Annotated in this window: 9 protein-coding genes; 6 read left to right on the forward strand and 3 right to left on the reverse strand. The window is 75.4% G+C overall.

The window, feature by feature from the left end; all coding sequences use genetic code 11:
* The 5 genes from ABZT12_RS34410 to ABZT12_RS34430 all read left to right on the forward strand — a co-directional run.
* On the forward strand, positions 1 to 345 hold a 345-nt coding region (locus ABZT12_RS34410), incomplete at its 5' end, for a carboxyl transferase domain-containing protein (RefSeq protein ID WP_356392133.1).
* A 339-nt stretch (positions 346 to 684) separates the two neighbouring features.
* Entirely contained in the window at positions 685 to 1,587 is a 903-nt protein-coding gene (locus tag ABZT12_RS34415) for an AfsR/SARP family transcriptional regulator (protein WP_356392135.1), read from the forward strand.
* A gap of 310 nt (positions 1,588 to 1,897) precedes the next feature.
* The gene (locus ABZT12_RS34420) at positions 1,898 to 2,623 is read left to right on the forward strand and encodes an acyl carrier protein (RefSeq protein ID WP_356392137.1); all 726 of its coding nucleotides are present in this window, start codon (positions 1,898 to 1,900) and stop codon (positions 2,621 to 2,623) included.
* A gap of 378 nt (positions 2,624 to 3,001) precedes the next feature.
* The gene (locus ABZT12_RS34425) at positions 3,002 to 5,827 is read left to right on the forward strand and encodes a beta-ketoacyl synthase N-terminal-like domain-containing protein (protein ID WP_356392140.1); all 2,826 of its coding nucleotides are present in this window, start codon (positions 3,002 to 3,004) and stop codon (positions 5,825 to 5,827) included.
* Positions 5,824 to 6,672: a 4'-phosphopantetheinyl transferase superfamily protein gene (locus ABZT12_RS34430; protein WP_356392143.1), complete on the forward strand. Its 849-nt coding sequence runs from the start codon at positions 5,824 to 5,826 to the stop codon at positions 6,670 to 6,672. The genes ABZT12_RS34425 and ABZT12_RS34430 overlap by 4 nt, the downstream gene beginning before the upstream one ends.
* Before the next feature lie 368 nt (positions 6,673 to 7,040).
* Here ABZT12_RS34430 and ABZT12_RS34435 read toward each other — a convergent pair whose 3' ends face one another.
* Positions 7,041 to 7,913, reverse strand: coding sequence for a thioesterase domain-containing protein (locus ABZT12_RS34435; protein ID WP_356392146.1), 873 nt, complete (start codon positions 7,911 to 7,913; stop codon positions 7,041 to 7,043).
* A gap of 302 nt (positions 7,914 to 8,215) precedes the next feature.
* On the opposite strand from ABZT12_RS34435, the gene ABZT12_RS34440 reads away from it, so the two are divergent.
* On the forward strand, positions 8,216 to 9,037 hold the full coding sequence (locus tag ABZT12_RS34440) for an AfsR/SARP family transcriptional regulator (RefSeq protein ID WP_356392149.1): 822 nt from the start codon (positions 8,216 to 8,218) through the stop codon (positions 9,035 to 9,037).
* Between the two features lie 69 nt (positions 9,038 to 9,106).
* On the opposite strand, the gene ABZT12_RS34445 is transcribed toward ABZT12_RS34440, so the two are convergent.
* Positions 9,107 to 9,358 (reverse strand): phosphopantetheine-binding protein, encoded by a 252-nt coding sequence (locus tag ABZT12_RS34445; protein WP_356392223.1) that lies wholly within the window; start codon positions 9,356 to 9,358, stop codon positions 9,107 to 9,109.
* A gap of 311 nt (positions 9,359 to 9,669) precedes the next feature.
* Entirely contained in the window at positions 9,670 to 12,456 is a 2,787-nt protein-coding gene (locus ABZT12_RS34450; protein ID WP_356392152.1) for an AAA family ATPase, read from the reverse strand.

Genomic DNA, 12,456 nt, shown 5'->3' on the forward strand with positions numbered 1-12,456 from the left:
GCCTACGGCGGCGCCTACATCGTCATGGACAGCCAGTCCATCGGCGCCGACCTCACCTACGCCTGGCCGACCAACGAGATCGCGGTGATGGGCGCCGAGGGCGCCGCCAACGTCATCTTCCGCCGCCAGATCGCCGAGGCGGCCGACCCCGAGGCGATGCGGACGCGGATGGTCAAGGAGTACAAGTCCGAGCTGATGCACCCCTACTACGCCGCCGAGCGCGGCCTGGTCGACGACGTCATCGACCCCGCCGAGACCCGCCAGGTCCTGGCGCGCTCCCTGGCCATGCTCCGCGCCAAACACGCCGACCTGCCCTCCCGCAAGCACGGCAACCCCCCGCAGTGACCCGGCGGACCCTCCGCGTCCTCCGGCGCCCGGCGGAGCCCGCGCGGTGGCCCGCGGCGGGCCGGTGACGGCCCGCCCGGCGGCTTCCCCCACCCCATACCAAACCGTAAGGTTTGTTTGGGTGGCGGAAGCCGCCGGGCGGCTCCTGCGCCCCTGGACCGGTTCTCGACCGTGCCGGCCGGACGAAGAGTCCAATATGCAGTCATGCGGCCGATGTTGACACTCGACGGTTACTAGCACCTTGTTAAAAACAGAACATACGGTCCGGTATTGACAGACCGGGCGTGCTGTTTTTAAATCGGAGAGTGCCGGCAGCGCACGCGGACTAGGGGAGACGGCGTGGACATCGACGTACTGGGCGCACTGGACGTGAGGGAGCGCGGGGTGTCCGTCGCTCCGACGGCGCCGAAGCCCCGGCAGGTCCTGGCGCTGCTGGCGCTGCACGCCGACCGGGTGGTGCCGGTCGCCTCCCTCATCGAGGAACTGTGGTCGGGCAGCCCGCCGCGCAGCGCCCGCACCACCCTGCAGACCTACGTCCTTCAGCTGCGCGAGCTGATCGCCGCGGCCCTCGCCGAAACCGGCCACGACGGCAGCGAGGGCGCGGGGCCGGCCGCGGTGCGGGGCGGTGCGGTGCGCGGAGGCGCGGTGCGGCGTGGTGCCAAGGACGTGCTGATGACACTGCCCGGGGGATACCTGCTGTCCATGGACGGCGGCAGGAGCGATGTCCTGGAGTTCGAGCGGCTGGCCGGCACCGGCTACCGGGCCGTGGACGCGGGCGACTTCGCCGGTGCCTCACGCACCCTGCGCGCCGCCCTGGACCTGTGGTCGGGCACCGCCTTCGCCGACGTGCAGCGCGGCGCGCAGCTGACCATGGAGGCCAAACGGCTCGACGAGAGCCGGCTGTGCGCGCTGGACCAGCGCATCGAGGCCGACCTGCGGCTGGGCCGCCACCGCGAACTGCTCGCCGAACTGACCGTGCTGACCAGCCGTTACCGCACCCACGAGACCCTGCACGCCCAGTTCATGCTGGCCCTGCACCGTTCCGGCCGGCGCGGTGAGGCCCTCACCGTCTACCAGCAGCTGCGCACCACCCTCGGCCGCGACCTGGGCCTGGAGCCCTCCTCGCGGCTGCGCCGGCTGCAGCACTCCATCCTGCTGGCCGCACCCGAAAGCGCCCTGGCCCCGCCGGCCCTCCCGCCCCAGCAGGGCCCCCTCGACGGCCGCCTGGCCCCGGCAAGCTGAACCCCCGCCGCCAACTCCCGCTCCGCGCAGCCCGGTTCCGCCCGCACCACCCCTGCGAACGGCCCCCACCCCCCGGCCCCACCCCGCTTCACCCGTTCCGCCCGCCCCACCTGCTCCGCCCGCCCGTTGCCCACCCCGTTCCTGCCTGTTCCTGCCTGTTCCGGTCTCTGCGGTCTCTGCTGACGTCCTTGCCCGCCCGTTCCCTTCCGCCGGCTCGCGGAGTGCCGGCCGGGGCGGGGACGGGCCGGGGCCGGCGGTGGGGCGGGGGGCTGGGGCGGGCGGCACCGAATCCTTCGCGGAGGCGTCCACCATGACCAGCGAGCAGACGGCACCCGCCGGCGACGGCGGGGAACTCCTCGCGGAGCTGACCGCGGTGCTGGCCGGTGTGCTGCAGGTCGACCCCGCCCGGATCGACCCCCGCCAGCCCTTCCAGATCCTCGGCCTGGACTCGCTGCTCATCATCGAGTTCGTCTCCGCCGTCAACGCCCGCTTCGCCACCCGGATCGCGGCGGCGGCGCTCTACGACCACGCCACGCCCGCCGCGCTGGCCCGCCACGTCGCCGCCGAACGCGCGGCCCGCCCCGCCGGCAGCCAGGGCCAGGCCGGGCCCGGCCCCGAGGCGGGGGAGGCGGCCGTGCTGAAGGTGGTGCGCACCCACCTGGCACGGATCCTGCACTGCGACCCGTGGGAGATCGACCCCGGCGCGGACTTCGCCCGGCTGGGCATCGACTCCATCCTCGCCGCCGAGTTCGTGGCCGGCGTCAACCACGCCTACGGCCTCGACGAGCGGCCCGTCACCCTCTACGACCACCCCGACCTCGCCTCGATGGCGGCCCACGTCGCCGCCCACACCACCCTCGCCCCCCACCCCGGCACCGCCCCCGCCGCCCCGCCCTTCGCGGCCGGCCCCCTCCCGCAGGCCGCCGCCGGGACGGCCCTGTCCGCGGGCGAACTGGACGCGCTGCTGGACGCGGTGCGCGACAACCGGGTCAGCATCGACCAGGCGGTCGCCCTGCTGGCGGCCCGGGCCGCCTGAACCCGGGGACACGGCGTGGACACCAGAGAAATCCTCACCCGCTTCAAGAACGGCGCCCTCAGCCGCGACCAGACGGTAGCCCTCCTCTCCCCCACCCCGCCGCCGCAGGCACCCCCGGCTCCGCCCTCCCTGCCGTCCCCGGCCGCCGCACCGCCGGCACCCGCACCCCTGCCCACGCCGGCACCACCGGCGCCCCCACCGCCGCCGCACTCCCCACAACTCCCGCCGTCCGTACCACCGGTGGCCCAGACGCCCGTACAACCACCGTCCCCCACACCGCCTGTGGCCCCGGCATCCGTACCGGCATCCGTACCGGCATCCGTACCGGTTCCGGTGTCTGCTGCCGCCCATCACCCCCCGCCGGTACGCGCCCTGACCGTGCCGGCGGGTGGAACCAGCTCGCGGGATCAGCACGCGGGGTACGCGGTCACGGGTGTTCACGCCCGCTTTCCCGGCGCCCCGGACCTGCGGACGTTCTGGCAGCAGGCACGGGCGGGGATCACGGCCGGCGCCGGCCGGCCGCCGGCGCCGGGAACGTCGTGGCGGCCGGCGGGCAAGGACGGCTACCGGGGACGCTTCCTCGACCAGGCCGACGCCTTCGACGCCGCCTTCTTCGGACTCACCCCCGCCCAGGGGGAGTTGATGGACCCCCAGGAACGGCTGTTGCTGGAGAGCGCCTGGCACACCCTGGAGAGCGCCGGATACGCGGGTGCCCGCCTGGACACCCTCACCGCCGGCGGCCGCCCCCGCGCCGTCGGCGTCTACACCGCGACCGGACCCGGCGACTACGCCCTCCTCGCCGCCCCCCACAGGACGCCGGACGCCCCCGGCGGTCTGCCCGGCCGGCTCTCCGCCCTGCTGGACCTGCGCGGGCCCAGCCAGTGCGTCGACACCGGGGAGTCCTCCTTCCTGACCGCCCTGCACCTGGCGGTGGGCGCGCTGCGCGCCGGGGAGTGCGCGGCCGCGCTGGTGGGCGTGGCCGACCTGCGCCTGCACCCCCAGCGCCACGGCCCGGGCCGCGCCGAAGCGGCGGGTGCCCTGCTGCTGCGGCCCCTGGACGCCGCCCTCGCCGCCGGGGACACCGTCCACGCCGTCATCCGCACCACCGCCACCGGCCACATCGGCAGCCACCCCGCCCGCCCCGCCACCACCCACGCGGCAACCACCACCGCCACCGGCCCCAACGGCGCCCAGGGCGCACACACCGGTGCCGCGACCGGCCGGCAGCCCGACCCCACCGGCGCCACCGGCGGCCGTAACGCCGTCGCCGGAACCACCGCACAGGTCGACGGCGTTCCCGGGCACGATGGCGCCGGCGGGCCTGCCGGCGCGGGACGGCCGTGGCACACCCGGCAGCCCGGCAGCGGCGCGGGAGAGGCAGCGCGGGCATGGCCCTGGGACGGGGCCGACCCCACCCCCTTCGCCGCCGCCTCGCCGGCGGACACCGGCACCTCGGACAGCCAACTGTGGTGCGCGCGGCGGGCGTTCGGCGAGAGCGCCGCCGACGGGACACCGGCCGGGCTGAGCGAGAGCGGGCAGAGCGCGACAGCCGCCGTGGGAGACACGGGCGCGGCCACCGGGCTCACGGCGGTGCTCAGGGCGCTGCTGCAACTGCGCCACGCCGTGCTGCTGCCCGCACCGGGGCGCGCGGAACCGGGCGAGTGGCCCCGGCCGCGCGAGGAGACCGGCCGCGAACTGCCCCGCCAGGCCACGGTCACCGTCCGCGCCACCGGCGGCAGCCTCACCCGCATCCTCCTCGAAGAGGCCCCGCCCCCGCTCCCGCCCCCGCCCCGCACCCCCGGACCAGCCGCCCCCCACCACGACACCCCGCACACCCCGCACGGCCCGCACGGCCCTCACACGCAGTACGACCCGCGCACTTTGTACGACCCGTACGGTCGCCGGGGCCGGTGCGAGGAGTGTGAACAGGCGGCGGGGGCGGGCCGGCTGGTGCTGCTGTCGGCGCCGACACCAGGCCATCTCACCGCCACCGCACGGCAGTTGGCCCTTCATCTGGGTTCACCCGCCCTCCCCTACGGGCTGGAGGAGGTCGCGCGGGAACTGCGGCTGGGCCGCGCCGTGTTGCCCTGCCGGCTCGCCGTGGTCGCACACAGCACCGGTGAACTGGCGGCCCTGCTGGGCGAGTTCGCGGACGGTTCCGGGCGGGACGGCGGAAGGGTGTGCGCCGCCGACCTGCGTTTCCCGGCCGTACCCGCCCTGCTGGTGGGAGAACTGCCCGAGACGGCCGCCTACCTGGACGCCCTGTGGCGGGGCGCCCACCTGACGGCGCTGGCCCGGCTGTGGCTGGCCGGCACCGACATCACGGCCGCGCGGCAGACCGGCCCGGTCATCCCCCTGCCCGGCAGCGCCATGGAACGCCGGCCCCTGTGGACCCCCCGCCCCCGCCCCCGCCCGCAGCCGCAGCCGCAGCCGCAGCCGGAGGGGGAGCGGGAGCCGGTGCCGCCCCCCGGGGCGCAGGACGCCGGACACCGGACCCCCGCCCCAGGCGCCGGGTCCGAAGACCGTGACGACCTCGACGACCGGCCCCCGCCTCCAGAGGAGAGCCTCCCCGCCCCCGCCCCCGTCCCTGCCCTGGAACCCGACCCGCCTCACCCCCCGGCGGACGGCCACCCGGCCCCCGTCTCCGCCCCGGCTGCCGTCCGCGAGGTGGAACTCCCGGGCACCGCAACGCAGTTGAACACCGGCCTCCCCGCCGGTATCCCGCAGCCGCGCCCGGACACCTCCGCCCCGGGCCTTGAAGCCGCCCTCCCGGACCCGGTCCCGGCCCTCATCCCGGGCGGCGGCCACGCGGACCCGCGGCCGGTGCTGAGTGAGGGGCCTTCGCCCCGCGCGCCGGAACCGGGGCCCGGCGCCGGCCACCACCCGCGCCCGCCTCGCGGCGGCGAACACCCCTGCCCGGCAACGGAGTCGGACGGCACTCTCCCCGTCCCCGCCCCCCAGCGGAAGCCGGCCGGCGCCGGACATCCCCTCCCGGCGGAAGACCGCAGGGCTCTGCCCGGGCCTCCCGCCCCCGCGTCCCTGTCCGCGCCCGCACCCGTGCCCCCGACCGTGCCCGCGTCCTCCGCCGCGCCGGTGCCTCCGTCCGTGTCCGCGAGCAGGAGTCTCCCCTCCCCGGCCGTGCCCTCGTATCCCGTGTCCCAGCGCCCGTGGCGGGGGTCGGAGTCGGGCGGGGGGAGGTGGTGACGCTCACCGCCGCCTCCGAGGCCCGGGCGGCCGGGGCGGTGCCGGGCGGGGAGGGCGGCGCGCTGGTCAAGCTGTGGGTGTGCCCCAACGACGACCTCGCGCCGGGGCTGGCCGGTGTGCTGGCCGCGCACTGGCTGGATGAGCAGGAGCGGGAGACCGCCGGCCGGTTCCTGTTCGAGCGGGACCGGCGCCAGTATCTCGTCGCGCACACCCTCGTACGGCGGGCGCTGGCGCTGGAGGCGGGGCTGGCCGAGGCCGAACTCGTCATCTGGCGTTCCCCGCGCGGGCGGCCCTTCCTGCAGCCGCTGCCCGGGGGGCTGCCGCGCGGCGGTGACCACCTCGACTTCAACCTCTCCCACGCCGGCGGCTACAACCTGCTCGGTATCGTGCGCCGCCACCGCATCGGCGTGGACATCGAGCGCCTCGACCGTGACGCGCACGCCATCGACACGATCCTGCACACCTTCACCCTCCCGGAGCAGGACTGGGTGGGCCGGGCGCCTGCGGGCCGCCCGCGGGACCGGCGGGTGCTGCGGCTGTGGACGCTGAAGGAGGCCTACTCCAAGGCCCGCGGCCTGGGTCTGGGGCTGCCCTTCGATGAGTTCGGGTTCGGTCTGCACGACGAGCGCGGGGTGCTGTCCTTCCAGCCGCCCGCCGACGACCGCACCGGACGGTGGCGGTTCGTGGAACTGGAGCCGGTGCCCGACGTCCTGGCCGCCGTCGCCGTGCCCGCCGGCGAGGAGCTCGCCCCCGTCCTCCAGCTCCACCACGGATTCCCCTGGGGCCGCGCCGCCTCCCGCCGTATCGCCCTGCCCGCCCCCGCCCCCGTCGGCGCGAGAACCTGACGCACCGCACCGCAGCCCATGAACGGGATGAAGGGGATGAGCGGGATGAGCGGGATGAGCGGGATGCAGATGAACGGGTGAGCGGACCGCCGGGTGAAGGCGGCAGCAAATGAACGGACGGGCGGACGGGGGATCGGCGGGTGAAGGGGGAGGGGTGTGCGATTGTGCGGGTCAATTCCCGCTGTGCGGGCCGCTGTTGTTTCTCCGGATGCCGTCCGCTGTTTTTCCGTCCGTTTCCCTCCGCTTCCCGCCGCCGCATTTTTCCGGACGGGCGCGCAGAGGGCCGGCGGCGGGTTCGCGGGGAGGTGAGGGCAGCGGGAACGCGGGATCCGGGGGCCGGGGGAGTGCGGGCGGGGTGCCCGCGGGGGTTATGCGGGGACGGGGCCGCCGCTGTGCTCGCGCAGGGCGCGGCGGATGTCGGCGATCGCGGCGAGGGCGACGGGCTGGGGGTCCTCGCGGAAGTAGAAGTGGCCGCCGGTGAAGACGCGCAGGCCCAGGAAGCGGGCGCAGTGCGCGGCCCAGTGGGCCAGGGCGTGGGGCGGGGCGGCGTGGTCCTGCTCGCCGGCGAACACCGACACCGGGACCGGCAGGGGGGTGCCGGGCGGGGCGGGATGCCAGTTGGCGACCAGTTCCAGGTCGGCGCGGATCACCGGCGCGAACAGGCTCCACAGCCCGGGGTGGTCCAGCACCTGGGGCGGGGTGCCGCCCAGCAGGGCCAGCCGGCGCCGCAGTTCGGTGTCACCGACCCCGCGCAGCGACACCGGGTCGGGCGGGGCGCCGTCGCTGGGGGCGCCGCACGCCGACAGGCCCAGCCACACCGGCAGCGGCCCGCCCCGCGCGATGAGGCGGCGGGTCAGTTCGTAGGCGACCAGCGCGCCCATGCTGTGGCCGAAGAACGCGAACGGGCTCTGTTCGGAGGCCAGTTGGGGGCTCAGCCGGTCAAGGAAGTGCTCGACGAGGAGGGGGCCCTCGCTGATCAGCGGCTGTCCCAGGCCGGCGCCGTGGCCGGGCGCGTCCTGCGGGCGGATGTCCCAGTGCCCGGGCAGACGCCCCGCGAAGTCCTGGAACATCAGCCCCGAGCCGCCCGCGTGCGGGAAGACGTACAGGCGCAGCCCCCGCTCCCTGCCGGTGCGCGTACCGGGCCGCCCGCCGCCGTCCCGCGCCACGGCGGCAGCGGAGGCCGCCGCGGCGGCGAGGGGGCCGGCAGGGCCGGCGGGGCCGGCGGAACTGAGCGATTCCATCAGGACTCCGTCCGAAAACCGGCCTGTTCCCGGGGGGAGCAGGCGCACGCACCGTCGCAGAATATCCGCCGGGCGCATTCCCCGACCGGAACCCACAGTTCACTTCCAGTGCCGGTACATGTGTTCTTGAGCGTTCTTGAACGGGTCAAATGCCGTGCCTCGTACGGGACTTGGAATGCCGCTAGAGGACCGCTACAGAAAATCGCTCGGTGGGCACGGAGGCGGCTAGCGTGCGTAATGGCGCAGATTTCTGGCCACCGAAAGGAACTGGACAAGGAACTCGACGAGGTACGGAGGACACTGTGAAGATTCAGGTTCTGGGTCCGTTGAGTGCCGAGGTCAACGGGGGATCGATCGTTCCTACGGCCGGCAAGCCGCGGCAGATCCTGTCGCTGCTGGCGCTCTACCCGGGTCGGGTGATGCCCGTGCCGACCCTCATGGAAGAGCTGTGGGGAATGGAACCCCCGCCCAGCGCCCTGACGACGCTGCAGACCTACATCCTGCAGCTGCGCAGGCGTCTCGGCACGGCGATGGGGCCCGGTTCGCCGGCGGGCGCCAAGGACATCCTCGCCACCCGGCACGGCGGTTATCTGCTGCAGATCGACGACAGCTGCGTCGATGTGCACCAGTACGAGAAACTGATCAGAGAGGGGCAGTCGGCCTTCGAGGCCGGCGACAACGCGGTCTCGGCCGCCCGCTTCCGCGCCTCGCTCGACCTGTGGAGCGGGGCGCCTTTGGTGGATGTGAAGGTGGGGCCCGTCCTGGACATCGAGGTGATGCGGCTGCAGGAGAGCCGGCTGGTCACCGTGGAACGGCGCATCGACGCCGACCTGCGGCTGGGCCGGCACTCCGAACTCATCGCGGAACTCACCGACCTGACGGCCCGTCACCCCCATCATGAGGGGCTGCACTCCCAGGCGATGCTGGCGCTGTACCGCTCGGGCCGGCAGGCCACCGCGCTGGAGGCCTACCGCCGGCTGCGGATGCGGCTGATCGACGAACTCGGCGTGGAGCCCTCGCCGCAGCTGCAGCGCATGCACCAGGCGATGCTCGCCGTCGATCCGCTGCTGGACGTACTGGCGGGACCCCGCCACGGCTCCACGTTCGACCTGTTCGCGGCGTGAGGGAGACCGGCCGCGCCCTGCGGGCCCGGCCGGTCTCCTCAAGGCCCGCCCGCGGCCGGCGCGGGCCCTTCAGCGGTGCGCGCTCTGCAGCCGGGTGACCGTCTCCCACAGAACCGCCGGAGTGGCGAACGTCTCCAGTGACAGCGCCTCGTCCACGAACCGGACGTCGTAGGCGTTCTCCAGCGAGCCCAGCAGCTCGACCGCGCCCAGCGAGTCCAGGCCCGAGTCGCGCAGATCCGTCTGCGCCTCCAGCGGCTCGTCCTCGTCGAGGAACGGCAGGTAGTCGCGCAGCAGTTCCTCGAACTTCTCGTCCCACGCCATGGTGAACCCCAACCCTTTATTGTCTGCGTTGTCTGCGTTGTCTGCGTTGTCTGCGTTGTCTGCGTTGTCTGCGTTGTCTGCGTTGGTTGTGTGTGTTGTTGTGTTGGATGCCTGCGTTGTCGAAGTGTCCGCCGGCACATCGGTGTCCGCCGGTTTCCCGGTGTGTTCCTGCGTTGTGCACGGCGCCACCGCGGTGCCTGCCGCTACGGCACCACCGCCGGTGGGTGTGCCGGTACGCCGGTGCCGGGCAGCCGGTACCCGTCCTTGAGCCAATACCGGCCGCGGGGGCGCGGGGAACCCGTTGGCCACCCCTAACCCGCCTGCTCGGCCGAGATCCGTCCCGGGCCGCTGCCCAGGGCGAGGTCGACGGGAAGGTCACCGCGGCCGTTGATCTGCAGCTTGCGGTACACCTTCGTCAGGTGCTGCTCGACGGTGCTGACGGTGAGGTAGAGCTTGGCGGAGATCTCCCGGTTGGTCAGGCCCTGCGCGGCGAGTGTCGCCACCCGCTGCTCGGAGCTGCTCAGCCGGTTCTCCGGCCGGTCGGCGGGCTGCTGCCCGGGGCGGGCGGGCAGGGGCTGGGCCAGCGGCACGTCGGGCAGGATCTCCTTGCACAGGGCGAGCGCGCCGCACTCCTTGGCCAGGTTCCACGCCGCCCGCACGGTCGCGGTGCCCTTCATCGGTGCCCCGGCCTCCGCCTGCCGGGTGCGGCCCAGGTCGGCCATGGCGCGGGCGGTCGCCAGGCGGTCACCGGAGCGGTGCAGTTCATCGACGGCCTGCTCCAGCCAGAGCGCCCGCTGCCGCCCGCCGGCGCAGGCCAGCGCCCGCTGGTGCAGGGAGATGCCGCGTACCCAGGGCCGGCGGGCGTCCGGTGCGGCCAGCTGCTCCAGTACCAGCCGCTCGGCCTGCTGGGGCCGGCCCAGGCGCAGCAGTGCCTGCGCGGCGTCGCTGCGCCAGGGCAGGTAGGCGGGCCGGTCGATGTGCCAGGCCCGCAGCGCCCGGCCCACGGCGAGGAAGTCACTGAGGGCGGCCTGGGGCTGGTTGCCGCTGAGCTGGTGCAGCCCGCGGGCGCGCAGGAACGCCAGTGCGTGCACGCTTCGCAGCACCTCCGGCGGCAGCGGCCGGTCGCACTGGCGGCAGGCCTGGGTGTAGTGGCCCATGTCGCTGTGGGCGCGCACCAGTACCGCGGCCGCCGCGTAGGGGAAGGTGCCGCCGCGCTCGGGGAGTTCGTCCAGGGCGCGCCCGGCGTGGGCGGCGGCCTCGGGCAGGTCGCCGATGCGCAGCAGGGCCTGTGCGTGCAGGGTGGCGAAGACCGCGGCCCAGCCCGGCGCACCGCGCCGTTCGGCGTCCTGCAGCAGGCCGCGGCTCCAGGGCACGGCCCGCTCGGGGTGGTCGGAGAGCGTCAGCGACTCCAGCGCCTGCACGATCGGCGTCATGGTCGCCTCGGTCAGAGCCGCCGAGCGCAGCAGCCGCTCGGCGGCGGCGGGCGGCGCGTCGATGACGATGTCCAGCGGCGAGACACCCCCCTCCTCCCCGCCCTCCCGGCTGCCCTCCCGCCTCTCCCGGCTGCCGTCCTGGCCGCTGTGCCGGCTGCTGTCGTGGGCCTGGTGGTCCTGTGCGCGGTGGTCGCGGCCGGTGTCCTCCAGCAGGTCGCAGGCGTCGGCGAGGCGTCCCTGCAGCAGCAGTAACTGGGCCAGCGGCTGCGCCGGTTCGCCGTCGAGACGGCCCGCGCGCAGCGCGGCGAGCGGCCCGGCGAGCCGGCGTTCGGCCGCGGCCGGGCTGAACCGCCAGGTGACCCGGGCCAGCCGGATCCCGACCAGGTCGCGGCGGCGCTCGTCGGCGGCGCTGTCGTGGGCGACCTCCAGCAGCCGCAGCGCCGCCCGCCCCTCGTCGCCGGCCAGCCGGCTCTCGGCGGCCTCGCACAGGATGTCGCTCTCGGTCTGCGTCGCCTGCCAGGGCTCGCCCAGACAGGCATCGGCCGCCAGCAGCTGCCCGGCCGCCTCCGTGGCGGGCCGGCCGCGGCGGTGCAGCAGCCGCGCCGCCCGCCGGTGCAGGGCCGCCAGCTTGCCGGCCGGCAGTCCGCTCAGGACGGCCTCGGCCACCGCCGGGTGGCGCACCTGCGCCCCGGCCAGCAGTCCCGCCGCCTCCAGCGCCGTCAGCGCGTGCCGCACGGGCGCCGGGGCCAGCCCCAGCAGCCGGGCCACCAGCTCCGCCTCCGCCGCCGGGCCCAGCAGCGCCGCGGCCTGCGCGACGGCGGCCGGGGTGGGACCGGCGCGGTGCAGACAGGCCCGGACCGCCTGGGCGAACGGGCCGCCCGCCTCCGGCACGGCATCCTGGGGCCGGGCCTGCTCCCGTTCCTGGAGCAGGGCGCGCAGCAGCAGCGGATTGCCGCCGCTGGCCTCGTAGAAGAACCCCGCCGCCTCCCCTCCGCCCTCCGTGCTGCCCGTGCTGCCCGTGGTGGGCGGGGTGTGCGGGGTGTGGTGGGCGGAGGCGCTGTCGTGTCCGGCGGCGCGGGTGAGCGCCTCGCACTCCGCGCGCCCCAGCCGCTCCAGGCGTATCCGGCGGAAGGTGGGCTGGCGCATCAGCTCGGTCGCGAAGCCCGGGTGGGCCGCCTCGTGGTGCGGGGTGCCGGCCACGACCAGCAGGATCCGCGCCGGGCGGGCGTAGCGGGCCAGGTACTGCAGAAAGGCCAGCGACTCCTCGTCGGCGTGGTGCACGTCGTCGACGGCGACCACCACCACGGCGCTCTCGCTCAGCTCCCGCAGCTCCGCGCAGAAGGCCTGCATGTCCTGCGTCCGCGCCCGCCCGCCCCCCTCGCCGTCGCCGTCGCCGTCGCCGTCGCCGGGGCGGAGGGCGGCGGCCAGGGCGCGGTGGCCGGCCGCCAGCTGGCGCAGCACGCCGTAGGGGGCGGCGTGCTCGGCGGGGAAACCGACCGCGCACAGCACCACCGCGTCGGTGGCCGCGGCCTGTTCGAGGAGCGTGTGCAGCAGGGAGCTCTTGCCGCAGCCCGTGGGTCCCTCGACCAGGACGGTGCCCGGGCGGCCCGCGGCGCACTGCGCCAGCGCCTGCCCCAAGGTGTGGATCGCCGCTGTCCTGCCCAC

Origin of the sequence: Streptomyces sp. NPDC005423, from assembly GCF_040606415.1 — a bacterium.
Lineage (GTDB): Bacteria > Actinomycetota > Actinomycetes > Streptomycetales > Streptomycetaceae > Streptomyces.